16 protein-coding genes are annotated in these 16,175 nt (G+C 72.7%); 8 read left to right on the top strand and 8 right to left on the bottom strand.

The window, feature by feature from the left end:
* Positions 1–192: 192 nt before the first annotated feature.
* The 3 genes from otsB to ACFVX6_RS32155 form a co-directional block, all read right to left on the bottom strand.
* On the bottom strand, positions 193–1,050 hold the full coding sequence (gene otsB, locus ACFVX6_RS32165) for a trehalose-phosphatase (protein ID WP_389697459.1): 858 nt from the start codon (positions 1,048–1,050) through the stop codon (positions 193–195).
* 54 nt (positions 1,051–1,104) lie between these two features.
* Positions 1,105–1,356, bottom strand: a complete 252-nt coding sequence (locus ACFVX6_RS32160) for a DUF3263 domain-containing protein (protein ID WP_250744542.1) — start codon at positions 1,354–1,356, stop codon at positions 1,105–1,107.
* 115 nt (positions 1,357–1,471) lie between these two features.
* Complete coding sequence (locus ACFVX6_RS32155; RefSeq protein ID WP_389697456.1) at positions 1,472–2,788, bottom strand: extracellular solute-binding protein; 1,317 nt, start codon at positions 2,786–2,788, stop codon at positions 1,472–1,474.
* Between the two features lie 274 nt (positions 2,789–3,062).
* Between ACFVX6_RS32155 and ACFVX6_RS32150 the strand changes: the two genes are divergently transcribed.
* The 3 genes from ACFVX6_RS32150 (at position 3,063) to ACFVX6_RS32140 (ending at position 6,185) form a co-directional block, all read left to right on the top strand.
* Positions 3,063–3,995, top strand: a complete 933-nt coding sequence (locus tag ACFVX6_RS32150) for an ROK family protein (RefSeq protein ID WP_389697467.1) — start codon at positions 3,063–3,065, stop codon at positions 3,993–3,995.
* Complete coding sequence (nagA, locus tag ACFVX6_RS32145; RefSeq protein ID WP_389697454.1) at positions 3,995–5,164, top strand: N-acetylglucosamine-6-phosphate deacetylase; 1,170 nt, start codon at positions 3,995–3,997, stop codon at positions 5,162–5,164. Before ACFVX6_RS32150 ends, nagA begins: the two co-directional genes overlap by 1 nt.
* A 100-nt stretch (positions 5,165–5,264) precedes the next feature.
* The gene (locus tag ACFVX6_RS32140; protein WP_389697452.1) at positions 5,265–6,185 is read left to right on the top strand and encodes a 1-phosphofructokinase family hexose kinase; all 921 of its coding nucleotides are present in this window, start codon (positions 5,265–5,267) and stop codon (positions 6,183–6,185) included.
* Positions 6,186–6,213: 28 nt separating this feature from the next.
* Here the strand turns inward: ACFVX6_RS32140 and ACFVX6_RS32135 are convergent, their stop codons facing one another.
* A complete protein-coding gene (locus tag ACFVX6_RS32135) occupies positions 6,214–7,224 on the bottom strand; it encodes a CBM35 domain-containing protein (RefSeq protein ID WP_389697450.1) in 1,011 nt (336 codons plus the stop codon).
* A 68-nt stretch (positions 7,225–7,292) separates the two neighbouring features.
* Complete coding sequence (cdgB, locus tag ACFVX6_RS32130; RefSeq protein ID WP_389697448.1) at positions 7,293–8,999, bottom strand: diguanylate cyclase CdgB; 1,707 nt, start codon at positions 8,997–8,999, stop codon at positions 7,293–7,295.
* A gap of 324 nt (positions 9,000–9,323) precedes the next feature.
* On the opposite strand from cdgB, the gene ACFVX6_RS32125 reads away from it, so the two are divergent.
* Positions 9,324–9,929 carry a flavin reductase family protein gene (locus ACFVX6_RS32125; protein WP_389697446.1) on the top strand — a complete coding sequence of 202 codons (606 nt, stop codon included), beginning with the start codon at positions 9,324–9,326 and terminating at the stop codon, positions 9,927–9,929.
* A 73-nt stretch (positions 9,930–10,002) separates the two neighbouring features.
* Here the strand turns inward: ACFVX6_RS32125 and arfB are convergent, their stop codons facing one another.
* Entirely contained in the window at positions 10,003–10,428 is a 426-nt protein-coding gene (gene arfB, locus ACFVX6_RS32120; RefSeq protein ID WP_389697444.1) for an alternative ribosome rescue aminoacyl-tRNA hydrolase ArfB, read from the bottom strand.
* Positions 10,429–10,662: 234 nt separating this feature from the next.
* Between arfB and ACFVX6_RS32115 the strand changes: the two genes are divergently transcribed.
* Complete coding sequence (locus ACFVX6_RS32115) at positions 10,663–11,238, top strand: TerD family protein (protein WP_250744549.1); 576 nt, start codon at positions 10,663–10,665, stop codon at positions 11,236–11,238.
* Between the two features lie 85 nt (positions 11,239–11,323).
* On the top strand, positions 11,324–11,845 hold the full coding sequence (locus ACFVX6_RS32110; protein WP_389697442.1) for a GNAT family N-acetyltransferase: 522 nt from the start codon (positions 11,324–11,326) through the stop codon (positions 11,843–11,845).
* Positions 11,846–11,852: 7 nt separating this feature from the next.
* Here the strand turns inward: ACFVX6_RS32110 and ACFVX6_RS32105 are convergent, their stop codons facing one another.
* On the bottom strand, positions 11,853–13,322 hold the full coding sequence (locus tag ACFVX6_RS32105) for a M1 family metallopeptidase (protein WP_389697440.1): 1,470 nt from the start codon (positions 13,320–13,322) through the stop codon (positions 11,853–11,855).
* 35 nt (positions 13,323–13,357) lie between these two features.
* Positions 13,358–13,915 (bottom strand): heme-binding protein, encoded by a 558-nt coding sequence (locus ACFVX6_RS32100; RefSeq protein ID WP_389697438.1) that lies wholly within the window; start codon positions 13,913–13,915, stop codon positions 13,358–13,360.
* 475 nt (positions 13,916–14,390) lie between these two features.
* Between ACFVX6_RS32100 and ACFVX6_RS32095 the strand changes: the two genes are divergently transcribed.
* Both ACFVX6_RS32095 and ACFVX6_RS32090 read left to right on the top strand, forming a co-directional pair.
* A complete protein-coding gene (locus tag ACFVX6_RS32095) occupies positions 14,391–15,521 on the top strand; it encodes a sensor histidine kinase (RefSeq protein WP_389697465.1) in 1,131 nt (376 codons plus the stop codon).
* On the top strand, positions 15,518–16,138 hold the full coding sequence (locus ACFVX6_RS32090; protein ID WP_030718826.1) for a response regulator transcription factor: 621 nt from the start codon (positions 15,518–15,520) through the stop codon (positions 16,136–16,138). Before ACFVX6_RS32095 ends, ACFVX6_RS32090 begins: the two co-directional genes overlap by 4 nt.
* Positions 16,139–16,175: the final 37 nt, after the last annotated feature.

Here is a 16,175-nt window from a genome sequence, read left to right as displayed (position 1 = left end):
GATGTACCCAGCCCCTCCGGCGTTTGAGGAGCGGGGGTCCGGGGGCAGGCCCCCGGCAACGGCGCCGCACCCGCCCACCGGCCACGCACCAGGCGGCAGTGGCGGGCACACCGATCAGCCCCCGCCGGACGGAGTCCGGCGCAGCGGGGCGAAGCCGGGGGCCCGCCAGGGCCGAGCCGCGCGAGCGGCGCGTTAAGAGGGACGTGCGGCCAGCGCCGCGGCCAGCGCGGACAGGAAGGTGACGACCTGCGACGGGCCGGACAGGGCCAGGTCCGCGCGGGCGGCGAGTTCCGGGACCTCCGCCGAGCCGCTGCACAGCAGCAGCCCCGGCATGCCCCCGGCCCGCAGCTTCTCGACCGCCGAGTACGCCGCCAGGTCCCCCAGGTCGTCCCCGGCGTAGAGCACGGCCTCCGCCCCCACCTCCGCGAGGTACTCCGTGAGGGCGACGCCCTTGTCCATCCCGGGCGGCCGCAGCTCCAGTACGGCCCGTCCCGGTTCGACCATCAGGCCGTGTCGGGCCGCCAGCCCCGCCAGGGGCTCGCGCAGGGCCGCGAAGGCCGCTTCCGGGTCCGCCGCACGGCGGGTGTGGACGGCCAGCGCCCGGCCCTTCTCCTCGATCCACGTCCCGCGCCACGCGCCGATCGCGTCCAGGAACCCGGGCAGCTCCGCCCGGACCGCCGCCACCCCCGGATGCTCGGCCGGAGCGTGCACGATGCCGCTCACGGCGTCCCAGCGCTCGGCTCCGTAGTGCCCGAGCACCACCAGGTGTTCCAGTCCGGGGACCCCGGCGAAGCCCCCGTAGCGGACGGCGACCCCGGCCGGCCGGCCGGTGACGACCGCGATGGAGCCGACCTCGGGGGCGAGGGCGGCGAGCGCGGGAACGGCTCCGGGGTGGGCCCGTGCCTGGTCGGGGTCGGGGACGATGTCGGCGAGTGTGCCGTCGAAGTCGAGGGCGACGACGGAGCGGCGCGGTGCGCGGAGGAGGGCTGCCAGTCCCTCGCGTCCGGCGCTGGTGACGGGCATCGGCAGATCGTGCGGATGGCTCCCCATACGCACGACCCTAACGGCCCTGCCGGGCCACGGCTATGGCGCGGGCCACTGCCACTACCGCCGGGCCCGCTGGGCCTCCCGGATGCGCCGCAGGCGGTTCACGGTGCCCGGTGCGTGCTCCAGCGCCCTGGGATCGTCCATCAGCGCGTTGAGCAGCTGGTAGTACCGGACCGGGGGCATCCCCAGTCCTTCCCTTATGGCCCGTTCCTTGGCGCCCGGCCCGGGCCAGGTGCGGCCTTCGTAGGCCAGTACGGCCGCTTCGTCGGCGCTCAGCCCGGCCGGCGGCCTCTCGTCCGCGTCCGTCATACGGCCAGGTTAACTCCGCCCTCCGACAGCCCCCGGCCGGCGCCGGTCGACGCCGGTCGACGCCGATCAGCCTGATCAGCACTGCCCGGGGCCGACCCGGGCCGACCCGGGCAGATCAGCGGGGTTCCGCCTTGCGCGCCATCTCCGCGAGGTCCCCGAGGATCTTCTCGGGCTGTCCGCCGGGCTGCACGGCCTTGCCGATGTTCTTCTTGACGTCCTCGCTCACGGCCGCCCAGGACTTCTTGCCCACCGGGTAGAGCCGCGCGTTGGGCAGCGCGTGCAGGAAGGTCTTCAGTTCCGCCGAGGAGGCTCCCGAGGAGGCCTCCATCGCCCGGGAGCCACTGGTGGTGACCGGGAGCAGGTCGTACTTCTCGGTGAAGGCCGTCACGTTGTTCGCCTCGTACAGGAAGTCCAGGAACTTCCCCGACTGCGTCTGGTGGCCGGTCTTGAAGGCCATCACCCAGTCGGCGACGCCCATCGTCGGGTGGCCGGCCCCGTCGGCGGTCGGCATGGGGGTCATGCCGTACTTCACGCCCTTCGCGGCGGCCTGCTTGAGCAGCGTCGGGTGCCCGTTGAGCATGCCGACCTCGCCGCGCGAGAAGGCGTCGAAGGCGGCCTGGCGGTCCAGCTTGGCCGGTTCGACGGGGCCGGTCAGGCCCGCGCCGACGAGCTTGTCGCGCAGGAACTCCAGGGTGTTGACGTTGTCCGCCGAGTCGATCGAGTACTGCTCTTCGTTGTCGGCGTAGCCTCCGCCGCCCGCGAGCAGCCACTGCATCGTCTCGGCCTGCGCCTCCTCGCGGCCCAGGGGCAGCGCGAGGGGGGTCGGGACTCCGGCCGCCTTGAGCTTCTTGGCGGCGGCCTCCAGCTCGGCCCAGCTCTTGGGCTGCCAGGGGGTCTTGCCGTCCTTGGGGATGATGCCGGCGTCGGCGAACAGCTTCTCGTTGTAGAACATCAGCCGGGTGCTGGCCACGAAGGGCAGGCCGTACTGGTTGCGCCTGACCTTGCCCGCGTCGGCGAGCGGCGCGAGGAAGTCGGCCTCGGTGGTCACCGAGAGCAGCTCGTCGGCGGAGTACAGCTTGCCCTCGGCGGCGTAGTCGGCGTAGGCACCGATCTGGGCTATGTCGGGGGCCTCGCCGGCCTTGACCATCTCGGCGACCTTGGCGTCGACCTCGGACCAGGAGTAGACGTCGACCTGGACCTTGATGCCGGGATGCTTCTTCTCGAAGGACGTGGCGAGCTCCTTCCAGTACGGCTTGGAGGAGTTTTCCGGTTTGTCCCCGTAGTCGGCCGCCACGACCTTGAGGGTGACCTCGTTGTCCCCTGCGAGACCCGACACGGCGCCGCAGCCGGTCAGCGTCACGGTGGTCAGGCACAGTGCGAGGCCGGACGCGGCGAGGTTCAGCCTTCTGGCCTGGACAGTTCGGGCCTTCACAGTTCTCGTTCCACCCCAGGTTGTTCCGTACGATTCGCGTAAAGGTCTACACCACTTTTGAGCCTGGTCAACATCCGGGCCCAAACGTGCACACGGCCTGCACGCGCGCACACGTACGGACCCACGTTCGGGCCCGCACGCGCACACACGTGCGGACCCGCGTACCGGCCCGCCCACCGACGAAGGTCCTGAATTTGTATGGCCACTCAACAATCCCTCTCAGTGGACTAGACCTTTGCCCTCCGATCACGCGAGACTGTCACCCGTGAAACCCGTGAAACACGTCATCGCCCTCGATGTGGGCGGCACTGGGATGAAGGCCGCCCTCGTCGCCGCCGACGGCACCCTGCTCCACGAGGCGCGCCGCGCCACCGGTCGTGAGCGGGGCGCCGAAGCCGTCGTCGAGGCGATCCAGGACTTCGCCGCCGAGCTCCTCGACCTCGGCCGGGAACGCTTCGCCACCACCGCCTCCGCGGCCGGCGTGGCCGTCCCCGGCATCGTCGACGCCGAGAACGGGATCGCCGTCTACGCGGCGAACCTGGGCTGGCGCGACGTCCCCATGCGCGAACTGCTCGGCAGACGCCTCGGCGGCATCCCGGTCGCCCTCGGCCACGACGTCCGCACGGGCGGACTCGCCGAGGGCCGCATCGGCGCGGGCCGCGGCGCCGACCGCTTCCTGTTCGTCCCCCTCGGCACCGGCATCGCCGGAGCCATCGGCATCGCCGGCCGCATCGAGGCCGGTGCGCACGGGTACGCGGGCGAGATCGGCCACATCGTGGTCCGCCCCGGCGGCCCCGCCTGCGGCTGCGGCCAGCGCGGCTGCCTGGAGACCCTCGCGTCCGCCTCCGCCGTCAGCCGCGCCTGGGCGGCCGCCTCCGGCGACCCCGAGGCGGACGCCGCGGACTGCGCCAAGGCCGTGGAGTCCGGCGACGAGCGCGCCCGGGAGGTCTGGCTCGCCGCCATCGGCGCCCTGGCCGACGGGCTGGTCACCGCGATCACCCTGCTGGACCCGCGCACGCTGATCATCGGTGGCGGACTGGCCGAGGCCGGGGAAACCTTGTTCACACCACTACGGACGGCCGTCGAGGAACGCGTGACGTTCCAGCGGCTGCCCCCCATCGTTCCGGCGGCCCTCGGGGACACCGCCGGATGCCTGGGTGCAGGGCTGCTCGCCTGGGATCTACTCGCCACGGAGGTACCTGCCTGATGTCCGGAAGCGCACATGTGGGCCGTAGCACCGTTCTCTCCGGCGCCGACGTGGTGCTGCCCACGGGCATCGTCAAGGGCGGCCGCCTGATCGTCGACGGCGACCGCATCGCCGGCAGCGCCCACGAGGACGCGGCCGTCTTCGACCTGACCGGGCACTGGATCGTCCCCGGCTTCGTCGACATGCACAACCACGGCGGCGGCGGTGCCTCCTTCACCTCCGGCACCGCCGAGGAGGTGCTCAAGGGCGTACGGACCCACCGCGAGCACGGCACCACCACCCTGGTCGCCTCCACCGTCACCGGCGACCTGGACGAGCTCGCCCGCCGCGCCGGACTGCTCGCCGAGCTGACCCAGCAGGGCGACATCGCGGGCATCCACTTCGAGGGCCCCTTCATCAACCCCTGCCGCAAGGGCGCGCACAAGGAAGACCTCCTGCGCGACCCCGACCCGGCCGAGGTCCGCAAGCTGATCGACGCCTCGCACGGCGCCGCCCGCATGTTCACCCTCGCCACCGAGCTCCCGGGCGGCCTGGACTCCGTACGGCTGCTCGCCGAGCACGGGGTCATCGCCGCGATCGGCCACACGGACTCCACCTACGAGCAGACCCTCGAAGCCATCGAGGCCGGCGCGACCGTGGCCACCCACCTCTACAACGCGATGCCGGGCCTGGAGCACCGCGCCCCCGGCCCCATCGCGGCCCTGCTGGAGGACGAGCGGGTCACCGTCGAGCTGATCAACGACGGCACCCACCTGCACCCGGCCATGCTGGAGCTGGCCTTCCACCACGCGGGCGCGAACCGAGTGGCGCTGATCACCGACGCGATGGACGCGGCCGGCTTCGGCGACGGGATCTACCACCTCGGCCCGCTGGAGGTCGAGGTCAAGGAGGGCGTCGCCCGCCTCGTCGAGGGCGGCTCCATCGCGGGCTCCACCCTCACCCTGGACACCGCCTTCAAGCGGTCGGTCACCCTCGACAAGCTCCCCGTCGAGTCCGTGGTCCAGGCGATCTCCGCCAACCCGGCCAAGCTGATCGGCGTCTACGACCGGGTCGGCTCGCTGGAGCCCGGCAAGTACGCGGACCTCGTCGTCCTCGACTCCGCCTTCGACGTCCGGGGCGTCATGCGGCGCGGCGAATGGATCGTGAACCCGCTCGCCGCCAAGAGCTGAGCGGAACAAGCGGTCGGCCCGGGGTACTGGGCCGACCGCTCCTCCATTTGGCATGCTGTTGCCCCGCACGAGGCGGCACACACCGAGACCGGGGCCCGTCATGATCCTGACCGTGACGCTCAACACCGCGCTCGACGTCACCTACCGCGTACCGCGCTTGCTCGCGCACGCCTCCCACCGCGTCACCGAGGTCACCGAACGCCCCGGCGGCAAGGGCCTGAACGTGGCCCGCGTGCTCGCCGCGATCGGCAACGAGGTCACCGCGACCGGCTTCGCCGGCGGCCCCACGGGAGCCCTCGTACGCGAGCTGCTCGCCGGCTCCCCCGGCGTCCGCGACGAGCTGGTCCCCTGCGCGGGCACCACCCGCCGCACCCTGGCCGTCGTCGACGAGGCCTCCGGGGACACCACGCAGTTCAACGAACCCGGCCCGCTGATCACCGCCGCCGAGTGGTCCGGGTTCCTCTCCCGCTACGAGGCCCTGCTGACGGGCGGAGCCCGTGCGGTGGCCCTGTGCGGCAGCCTGCCGCCGGGCGTGCCCGTGGGGGCCTACGCCACCCTCGTACGGGCGGCCCGCGCGGCCGGCGTGCCCGTCCTCCTCGACACCAGCGGCGAGGCCCTGCGCCGCGGGGTCGCCGCCCGCCCCGACGTGATCAAACCGAACGCCGCCGAGCTCGCCGAGCTGACCGGGTCCCGCGACCCGCTCCCCGCCACCCGCGACGCCCGCCGGCGCGGGGCCCACGCGGTGGTCACCTCGCTCGGACCGGCCGGACTGCTCGCCGCCACCGCCCGCGGCACCTGGCGGGCGGCCCCGCCCCGCACCCTGGCGGGCAACCCCACCGGCGCCGGCGACTCTGCGGTCGCGGGCCTGCTCTCGGCCCTCACCGAAGGCCTGGACTGGCCGGACCGCCTGACCCGCGCGGTGGCCCTCTCGGCAGCCACGGTCGCGTCCCCCACGGCGGGAGACTTCGACCCCCGCACCTACGAGGAGGTACGGGGGTCGGTGAAGGTCACGGAGGGCTAGGCCCGTACGCCGGCGTGCGCCGGGTCGGTCAGCGCTTCTCGAGGACGAACTGGTCGATGACCGCCTCGCAGGAGTTGCCCGACTCGCAGGAGATCTTGATGGTGTTCGTGCCCTGCTTGAGGTTCACGTACGAGTAGGTGTTGGTCCAGCCCTTGTCCCAGGCACCCTCGGCGGCCTTCGCGAAGTTCTTCATGTTGATCGGCCGGGTCTGCACGGTCTCGTTGATCGCCAGCGTCATGTTGGCGTCCTTGCCCGGCACGCCGTAGTACATCCGGAAGGTGTACTCGCCGGTCTTGGGAACCTCGAGCGTCCAGGTCACGGCAGCACCCTGCTGGGTGAAGCCGCCGACGTACTGGCCGCCCGCGCTCTTGGCACCCGGCACCGCGCTCTCCAGCTTGGCGCCACCGCTGATCACCATGCCGGAGCCGCCCGCGTCGCCCTTGGGCAGCGGAGCGTCCGGTGACGCGGAGCCGCTCGGCTGGCCCGAGGGGGTGTTCTGGGCGGGTGCCGACGGGCTCTGGCCCGTGTTCGCGGTGTTCTTGTTCTTGTCGGCGTCGTCCTGCTTGCCGAAGATCACCGCCGCGCCGATGCCGATCGCCACCGCGGCGACCACCGCGACGGCCGCGATGAGCATGCCCTTGCGGCTGGACCCGCCGCCGCCGTGCCCACCGCCGGAGCCCGGCAGCGGAACGGACTGGGTGTACTGCGGGGGCTGCTGCTGCGGCGGAACGCCGTAGCCGCCCGCCTGGAGCGCTTCGGGGGCCTGGTACTGCGCCTGGTAGGCCGGGGGCTGCTGCTGCGGAACCTGCCCGCGCTGGCCGCCGTAGGGCCGGTCACCGACGGTGCGGACCTGGTTGTACGAGGTCCGGGGCACGCCCGGCTGAGCGCCGCCCGCCGGTCCCGGGTAGCCGTATCCGCCGCCCTGCCCGGGCGGGGTGGCCCCCGCGGCCTGGCCGTCCTCGTAGAGGTAGCCGAACGGGTCGTCATCCTCGGGCTGGTTCGCCCCGTTGTTCGGGCCGTGGTTCGCGGGCGTCGTCATCGCAGGTCACTCCTTTCGACCCCGGGGAGCCTACCCCGAACAGGTGCGCCCACGGACGGCCCGAGAGTTTACCCGGCCCTGCGGTGTGCCTTCGAACGGGACCGCTTCTCGATGTACATGCGCTGGTCGGCGGAGCGCAGCACCTCATCTGCCGACATGCCGCAGCTCGCCCAGCCGATGCCGAAACTGGCTCCCACGCGGACCGCGCGGCCGTCGACCCGGATCGGCGGGATGATGGCGTTGCGCAGCCGCACGGCGAGGTCGGCGGCGTCGGCGGCCCCCAGCCCGTCGGCGAGGACGACGAACTCGTCACCACCCAGCCGGGCCACCGTGTCCCCGTCCCGGACACCGGTCGTCAGCCGCCGGGCCACCTCGATCAGGACCGCGTCGCCGGTGTGGTGCCCGAACCGGTCGTTGATCGACTTGAACCCGTCGAGGTCGCAGAAGAGCACCGCGAGCCCCTTCGTACCGTCGTCGATGTCCGTCGCCGGCGCCACCGTGTGCACGTGGTGGTCGTACGGGCCCACCGCGGCCGAGCCGCCGCCCGCGCCACCGGGCCCGCCCATGCCGCCGGGGAACTCGAAGGGCTCGGGAAAGCCGTCGGGCCGGAACCCGTGCTCGCCCGGCTCCCCTTCCACCGCGGGCCGGGTCTCGAAGGCGGCGTCCAGCGCCTCCACGGCGGTGGCGCGCACCGACTGCGGGCGGCGACAGAGCCGGGCCCCGAGCCGGGAGCGGAGCTCGGCGCTGTTGGGCAGGCCGGTCAGCGAGTCGTGGCTGGCCCGGTGGGCGAGCTGCAGCTCGTGCCGCTTGCGCTCCTCGATGTCCTCGACGTGCGTGAGCAGGAAGCGCGGCCCGTCGGCGGCATCGGCGACGACGGAGTTGCGCAGCGAGACCCAGACGTACGTACCGTCGCGCCGGCCGAGTCTGAGCTCGGCGCGGCCGCCCTCGGCGGAGGTGCGCAGCAGGGTGCCGATGTCCTCGGGGTGCACGAGGTCGGAGAAGGAGTACCGGCGCAGCACGGAGGCGGGCCGTCCCAGCAGCCGGCACAGCGCGTCGTTGGTGCGCAGCAGGCGGCCGTGCTGGTCGCCGCCCATCTCGGCGATGGCCATGCCGCTCGGCGCGTACTCGAAGGCCTGGCGGAAGGACTCTTCACTGGCGCGCAGGGCCTGCTGTTCGCGCTCCAGGCGGACCAGGGCCCGCTGCATGTTGGCGCGGAGCCGTGCGTTGCTGATGGCAATCGCGGCCTGGAAGGCGTACATCTGGAGCGCTTCGCGGCCCCAGGCGCCGGGCCGGCGGCCGTTGCGCGGGCGGTCCACGGAAACCACGCCGAGCAGTTCGCCGCCGGAGGCGTACATGGGGGCGTAGAGCCGGTCCTCGGGGTGCCACTCGTCCTCGAACCGCGGGTCGGGGCCCTCCGTGTGCCACTGCGGGACGTCGTCCTCGACGAGGACCCAGCCCTCGGTGTGCGGGATGAAGCGCAGGCCGTCCCAGTTCTCGCCCATCGTCAGGCGGCGTTCCCAGGAGGCGCGCGAGCCGACGCGGCCGGTGATCAGGGCTTCTGCGGCGGGGTCTCCCGCGAAGGCGGCGACGACCAGATCACCGTCGGGGCGAACGAGGTTGACGCAGGCGAGTTCGTAGCCGAGGCCGAGGACGATGCCGTCGACGACGGTCTGCAGGGTGTCCGCCAGGCTCCGGGCCGTATTGAGCTCGGCCACCACCCGGTGCAGCTGCCGCAGGGTCGCAAGACGGACGTACGGCTCCGACTCGGTCTCCATTGCTCGCTCTCCCCGAGACCTCGACAGCAACTCCAGGTTTGTCATCGGCGCTTCGTTGCGGTGTCTCGTCCACTGAATCACAGTGAGCTGTGCGGCAGGTACACAGGGTCAACAAATCTTGCTCTCTGTGACTCAAGTCACATGAGATGAATAAAGGTGGCCGCCGCGTCGCCCCGCTCGGGTTCATTCCGGCCGGTTCGTCCGACCTGTTCCCGGAAGCAAACGATACGCCGGGACCCCCGGTGGTCCCGGGAGGCTGGAGCTGCCGGAACGGCCCGGGAGGCCTAGGCCAACGGGCGGGGGCGCTGCTCCGACTTCCGCCCGATGCGCCGCGCGAGGGGTGACAGTAGCGTCGCGACCGTGCCCCTTACGACCCCCGTGACACCACTTTCCGCACCCGCACCCCATGCTGAGGGGGTGAGCAACGACGAGTTCCGGGCCGCGATGTCCCGACTGACGGCGGGCGTGTGCCTGATCACCGCACAGGAGCCGCCCCTGTCGGCCGGCGGCCCGCGCGGCGAGGACGTCGGCATGACGGCGACCGCCTTCATGTCCGTGTCCCTCGAACCACCGCTGGTCCTCGTCAGCGTGCGCGAGGGCTCCCGGATGGACGACCTGCTGGCCGAGCAGCCGCTCTGGTCGGTGTCGGTGCTCGCCGACCACCAGCTCCAGATCGCGAGCCGGTTCTCGATGAAGAACCGCATCAGCGACCGGCTGCTCTTCGCCGACCTGCCCTACACCCGCGGCGGCGTCTCCGGCGCCCCGCTGCTGTCGGGGGCGCTGGCCACCCTGGAGTGCCGTACGGAGAACCGCGTCGAGGCGGGCGACCACACCCTGGTCATCGGCCACGTCCTCACCGCCGCCCAGCCTGCGCCCGACTCCCCGCCGCTGACGTACTTCCGGGGGCGCTACCGGCACCTGGCGCCCTGAGTCCGGGGCAGTCCCGCCGGGGCAGTCCCGCGATACCCGACCCGGTCACCCGCCCCGGTCACCCGGCCCGGCGCTACCAGTCCTTCGCGTTGCGGCCCCGCTTGGTCTCGCCGCGGGCCTTCTTCTCGCGCAGCCGCCGCTCGTTGATCCCCCGGGGGATCTTCGTCGCCCGGCGCGCCTTCGGCGGCGGCGCCGTGGCCTCGGCCAGCAGTGCGGTCAGCCGGACCAGCGCCATCTCCCGGTTGCGGAACTGAGAGCGGTGCTCGGAGGCCCGTACCGTCACCACCCCGTCGACCAGCCGGGACGCGAGGCGCTCCAGCGCCCGCTCCTTCCACACGTCGGGCAGCGACTTCGTCGCCGCGACGTCGAAGAGGAGCTCCACGCGCGAGTCCGAGGTGTTCACGTGCTGGCCGCCCGGCCCCGAGGACCGCGAAAAGCGCCAGGCGAGCTCGCCCTCGGGGAGCACGACCGAACCGCGGATGACATAGGGACCAGGCATGCCCCCTATGATCCGTGCCCGCCGCGACCCCGTCACCCGCATTTCCCGGACCGGTACGCCGAGCGGTGCGCCGACCGGTACTCCGACCCGTACCGACCGGATCGCGGACATTTACCCGAATGCGGAACCTGGCGCCCCTCTCCCCGCGTTAGGGAGGGCAGCGGTAACTTGGGCACTCTCACGGTCGATACGACAAGTGAGACCAAGTGAGACTAGGAAGGGACACCAGTCACCATGGCAGTAAGCCTCTCCAAGGGCGGAAACGTCTCGCTCAGCAAGGAGGCCCCGGGCCTCGCGGCCGTCACGGTCGGCCTCGGCTGGGACACCCGCACGACCACCGGTGTCGACTTCGACCTGGACGCCTCCGCCATCGCGGTCAACGCGCTCGGCAAGGTCGTCTCCGACGGCCACTTCGTCTTCTTCAACAACAAGTCCACCCCGGACCAGACCATCGTCCACACCGGTGACAACCGCACCGGCGAGGGCGCGGGCGACGACGAGGCCATCAACGTCAACCTCGCCGGCCTGCCCGCCGACGTGGACAAGATCGTCTTCCCGGTCTCCATCTACGACGCCGAGACCCGCAGCCAGAACTTCGGCCAGGTCCGCAACGCCTACATCCGCGTCGTGAACCAGGCCGGCGGCGTCGAGATCGCCCGCTACGACCTCTCCGAGGACGCGGCGACCGAGACCGCCATGGTCTTCGGCGAGCTCTACCGCAACGGCGCCGAGTGGAAGTTCCGCGCCGTGGGCCAGGGTTACGCCTCCGGCCTGACCGGCATCGCCCAGGACTTCGGCGTCAACGTCTGATCCTGATCGCCCGCGTCCCAGGACGCGTCTCAGCTGGAGCCCCCTCCCGGCCGTCCGGGGAGGGGGCTTCGCTACCGTTCGGTACGTGATCCTCCTGCCGCTCGCTCCCGTCGAGGACGGCGCCCTGCCGGGCCCGGTCCTCACCGAAATCGCCACGCTCTACGCGACCAACCACGCGTTCTTCGAGCTCAGCGGCGATTTCCCCGACCCCGGCCGCATCACGGTCGAGCAGGTCGCCGCCGCCCTCGCCGACGAGCTCGCCCACGAGGGCGCCGAGGTCCTCCTCGCCCGCTCCGCCGGACGCCTCGTAGGCCTGGCCGCCACCCTCGCCCACCACCCTGACCCGGCGTCCGAGGACCCCGATCCGTGGATCGGCCTCCTGCTCATCGACGCCACCGCGCACCGCGAGGGCTACGGCCGCGCCGTGGTCGCCATGGTCGAGGACCGCTTCCGCGCCGCGGGACGGTCCGGCGTACGGATCGCTGTGCTCGACGCCAATGAGAAGGGCCTCGCCTTCTGGCAGTCCCAGGGCTACGTCACCCTGCGCCGGGGGGCCGCCGACCGCGAGAGGGGCCGCCCCTGCACGGTCCTGCGCAAGGCGCTGTAAGCGGGGGCTACGGCGTCGTCGACGCCTTCGGGGACTTCGCGGCCTTCGGTGCCTTCGGTGCCTTCGGGCGGTCCTTCCCGTACAGCCACACGTCCCAGACCTCCGTCAGGTCACGGCCCGTCTTCTCCTCCGCGTAGGCGGTGAAATCGGCCGTGCTCGCGTTCCCGTGCCGGTGGTCGGCCGCCCAGCCTCGTACGAGGGCGAAGAACTTCTCGTCGCCGACCTCCTGCCGGACCCGCTGCAGGACCATCGCCCCGCGCCCGTACACCGGGGACCCGGAGATCTCCTTCGGGTTCCGCGGGGCGGCCGGTGGGAAGGCGCCCCAGTCCGAGCCCGCCTCCCCGTCGACGCGGGTGTCCCCGGCGACGTAGGCGTCGAAGTGCTGCTGCGCGGTCGGCCCGCCGTGGTCCTCGGACCACAGCCACTCGGCGTAGGTCGCGAAACCCTCGTTGAGCCACATGTCCTTCCAGGACTTCGGCGACACCGAGTCCCCGAACCACTGGTGCGCCAGCTCGTGCAACACCAGCTCCTCGCTGCCCGGCGCCCCCGGGAACACCGGCCGGGTCTGCGTCTCCAGGGCGTAGCCGAGGCTGTGCGCGGGCAGCACGATCGCGCCCGTCGCGGAGAAGGGGTACGGGCCGAACCGCCCGATGCCCCACTCCACCATCTCGGGCAGCCGCGCGAGCACCGTCCCGCTCGCCGCCGCCTCCCCGGGCGAGACCGCCGTGTAGACGGGGATCCCTGAGGCGGTCCGCCCGGTCGTCACCTTGAACTTCCCGACGGCCACGGTCGCCAGGTAGCTCGCCATCGGCTCCGCGGAGTGCCAGGCGAACACGGTCCGCCCGTCGCCCTCCTCCGTACGGGAGTGCAGCTCGCCGTTGGACACGGCCTCGTACCCGCGGGGGACGGTCACCGTGATGTCGTACGTGGCCTTGTCGCTCGGGTGGTGGTTCCCGGGGAACCAGGCCATCGACCCGACGGGTTCGCCGACACCGACCGCGCCCTTGCCGCCCGGGGTGACGATCCACCCCTCCTCGGACCCGTCGGGGTCGGTGACGACCTCGGGCCGGCCGGAGTAGTCGACCTCCGTACGGAAGACCTCCCCCTCCTCCAGGTCCTCGGCGGGGCGCACCGTCAGCTCGTTGCCGGTGCGGTTGAAGCGGGCCCCGACGCCCTGCACGCTCACGCCCTCCACCGCGAGTCCGCTGAGATCGAGGTTGAAGGAGCTGAGCCCCTGCTCCGCACGGGCGGTGATCACGGCCGTGGCGTGCAGCCGCCCGTCGGCCGGGTCGTAGTCGAGGTCCAGGGAGTAGTGCTCGACCTGGTAACCGCCGTTGCCGGCCTTGGGGAAGAACGGGTCGCGCACCCCCGACGCACCCGGCCGCCCCTGCACGGTCTCCCCCGTACAGCCCGTGGAGAGGGCGAGCAGGGTGGCGACGGCGGGGGCGGCCAGGCGGGAGAGAACGCGATGATCCACGCGTTCGAGACTACGTCCCGCGACGCTGGTCCTCGTTACTTGGCGAGGGCGTCCACGCCGGCCTTGGCGAACTTCTCGTCCAGGTCACCGCTCGGGGCGCCGGCCACGCCGACACCCGCGACCGGGGCGCCGTCGGCCTGGACGGGGGTGCCGCCGCCGAGGAAGAGGGTGCCGGGGATGTCCTTCAGGTTCGGGGTCTGCGCGAGGCGGCCGGCGAGCACCGAGGTCGGGGCGTTCCAGGACACGGCGGTGTAGGCCTTGCGCTGCGCCGACTCGTAGGACTGCGGGCCCGCGCCGTCGCCGCGGAGGGTGACGATGGTGTTGCCGTTGCGGTCCACCACCGCGACGGTCACCTTCTGGTTCTCCTGCTCGGCGGCGTCCAGCGCGGCCTGGGCGGCGCGGGTCGCGGCGTCGATGGTGAGGTGCGTGCTGGTGGTGAAGTTCTTCTTGTTGCCGTCCTTCTTCGCGACGGCGGCGGGGGCGGCGGCCGGAGCGGAAGCCGGGGCGGCGTTGGCGCTGACCGCACCGAGGGCTCCGGCGCCGAGGGCGACGGCGACGGCGGTACCGGTGAGAACGCGGGTGCGGGTCTTCATGTCTGCTGCTCCTGTGAACGTCGGCACGGCGGGCTGTCCTGCCGTTGCTCCAAGCCTCTCCCCGCCACCCCCGCCGCCCCGTCCCCGTACCGGCTCCGAAGCCGACCCCCACCGGTTGACCCGAGGGTCAACCGATCGGCTGATGCGCCCACCCCCCACCGGGCGCTTACCTGGCCCTTCCGGCGCCCCTCCAGCCGTCCGGCGTTTGAGGACCGGGGTCTGGGGCGGAGCCCCAGAAGCGGGTCAGGGCGGAGCCCTGGGAACGGTGGAAGGGTGGGTAGGGGACGGCCCCGCAGCGCCACCCACCCACCCGCACCACACACCCACCCGCACCACACACCAACCCGCGCCACACACCAACCCGGCACCATGGACAAACGCACCACCCCTTCAGGAGCACCCCGTGACCAGCGCGCCCCCGCCGAGCCCGGCGACCACCCCACCCACCCAAGACACCCGCGCCCTCGCCACGGTCATGCACACCGCGTTCTTCCTCCTCCTCGGCGCCTCCGTGGCCCGCTTCCTCCTCCGCCACCCCGACGAACCCCGCACCCCGTGGATCATCGCCCTCGGCATCACCCTGGCCCTGCTCTACGTGCTCGGCCCCGCCCTCGGCGCCGCCCCCACCCTGCGCCGCCTCATCTGGCTCGGCCTGGTCGTCGCCGTCTGGGTGGTCCTCGTCGTCCTCGCGCCGAGCTTCGCCTGGTGCGCCGTACCGCTCTTCTACACGGCCCTGCGCACCCTCCCGCCCCGCGCGGCCGTCGTCCTCGTGGCCCTGCTCACCGTGTTCGTCGTGGCGGCGCAGCTCCGCCTCGCCCAGGCCACGGGCTCCGAGCCCTTCGACCCGAACCTCCTCCTCGCCCCGCCCGCCGTCGCCGCCCTCGCCACCGCCGTGTTCGTCCACATGGAGCGCCAGGCGGCAGCCCAGCGCACCCTGATCGACGACCTGATCCGCACCCGCCGGGAACTGGCCGCCACCGAACGCCGCGCCGGCACCCTCGCCGAACGCCAACGCCTCTCGATGGAGATCCACGACACCCTGGCCCAGCACCTGTCCAGCCAGCAGATGCTCCTCCAGGCAGCCGAGCGCACCTGGGACACCGATCCGGGCACCGCCCGCGCGCACGTCCGTACCGCCACCGACATCACCGCACGCGGCCTCGCCGAGGCCCGCCGCCTGGTGCACGACCTCGCGCCGCCCGAACTCGCCGAAGGCGCCGGCCTCCCGGACGCCCTGCGCGCGCTGGGCGCGGGCCCGGACATCGAGGTCCGCTTCCACCTGGAGGGCGCGCCGGTCCGCCTCCCCGACCGTGCGGAGCAGGCGCTGCTGCGCATCGCGCAGGGCGCGCTGGCGAACGTACGGGAGCACTCGGGGGCCCGTACCGCGGCCCTCACGCTGAGCTTCCTGGGCGACCAGGTCGTCCTGGACGTGGCCGACGACGGCCACGGCTTCACCCAACTGCGCGCCGCCGCCGGGGAACGCGGCCACGGCCTCCCCGCGATGCGCGCCCGCGTCCGCCAGCTCGGCGGCACCCTGACCATCGAATCCACCGCGGGCGAGGGCACGGTCCTGTCGGCGTCGATCCCCCTGGAGCCCACCCCATGACCACGATCCTCCTCTGCGACGACCACGTCGTGGTCCGCGCCGGCCTGCTCGCCCTGCTCGGCAGCGAGCCGGACATCGAGGTGCTCGGCGAGGCGGGCAGCGGCGAGGAGGCCGTCGCGCTCGCGGCCAAACTCCGCCCCGACGTGGTCCTGATGGACCTCCAGCTCGGCGAGGGCATCGACGGCGTGGAGGCCACCCGCCGCATCACCGCCGCCCCGAACCCCCCGCACGTCCTGGTCCTGACCACGTACGACACCGACGCGGACATCACCCGGGCGATCGGCGCGGGCGCCACGGGCTACCTCCTGAAGGCGGAACGCCCGGAGGAACTGTTCGCCGCGATCCACTCCGCGGCCCAGGGCCGCACCACGCTCTCCGCCCCCGTCGCCAGCCGGGTGATGGCCCACATGCGGGGCACCCGACCCACCCTGACCGACCGTGAGCTCGACATCCTCGGCCAGCTCGCCCGCGGCCTCGGCAACCGCGACATCGCCCGCGCCCTGTTCATCAGCGAGGCCACGGTCAAGACCCACCTGGGCCGCATCTACGACAAGCTCGGCGTCGACACCCGCGCGGGCGCGGTCTCGGTGGCCAAGGAGCAGCGCCTCCTGCCCTGACGGCGTCGCCCACGGCACGGATCACATCGTCCATCCG

It is taken from the genome of Streptomyces sp. NPDC058289 (assembly GCF_042880975.1).
In the GTDB taxonomy this organism is placed as follows: Bacteria; Actinomycetota; Actinomycetes; order Streptomycetales; family Streptomycetaceae; genus Streptomyces; species Streptomyces stoeckheimensis.
This window is presented reverse-complemented; position numbering and strand designations above follow the sequence as displayed.

Coding starts and splice junctions, on each gene's coding strand:
- ACFVX6_RS32160 (WP_250744542.1), bottom strand. CDS start 1,356: ATGACGGACGCGGACGAGAGGCCGCCGGCCGGGCTGAGCGCCGACGAA.
- arfB (WP_389697444.1), bottom strand. CDS start 10,428: ATGCCTGGTCCCTATGTCATCCGCGGTTCGGTCGTGCTCCCCGAGGGC.
- ACFVX6_RS32090 (WP_030718826.1), top strand. CDS start 15,518: ATGACCACGATCCTCCTCTGCGACGACCACGTCGTGGTCCGCGCCGGC.
- ACFVX6_RS32125 (WP_389697446.1), top strand. CDS start 9,324: ATGCGCCGCGCGAGGGGTGACAGTAGCGTCGCGACCGTGCCCCTTACG.
- ACFVX6_RS32135 (WP_389697450.1), bottom strand. CDS start 7,224: ATGACGACGCCCGCGAACCACGGCCCGAACAACGGGGCGAACCAGCCC.
- ACFVX6_RS32100 (WP_389697438.1), bottom strand. CDS start 13,915: ATGAAGACCCGCACCCGCGTTCTCACCGGTACCGCCGTCGCCGTCGCC.
- ACFVX6_RS32115 (WP_250744549.1), top strand. CDS start 10,663: ATGGCAGTAAGCCTCTCCAAGGGCGGAAACGTCTCGCTCAGCAAGGAG.
- ACFVX6_RS32095 (WP_389697465.1), top strand. CDS start 14,391: ATGCACACCGCGTTCTTCCTCCTCCTCGGCGCCTCCGTGGCCCGCTTC.
- ACFVX6_RS32140 (WP_389697452.1), top strand. CDS start 5,265: ATGATCCTGACCGTGACGCTCAACACCGCGCTCGACGTCACCTACCGC.
- cdgB (WP_389697448.1), bottom strand. CDS start 8,999: ATGGAGACCGAGTCGGAGCCGTACGTCCGTCTTGCGACCCTGCGGCAG.
- nagA (WP_389697454.1), top strand. CDS start 3,995: ATGTCCGGAAGCGCACATGTGGGCCGTAGCACCGTTCTCTCCGGCGCC.
- otsB (WP_389697459.1), bottom strand. CDS start 1,050: ATGGGGAGCCATCCGCACGATCTGCCGATGCCCGTCACCAGCGCCGGA.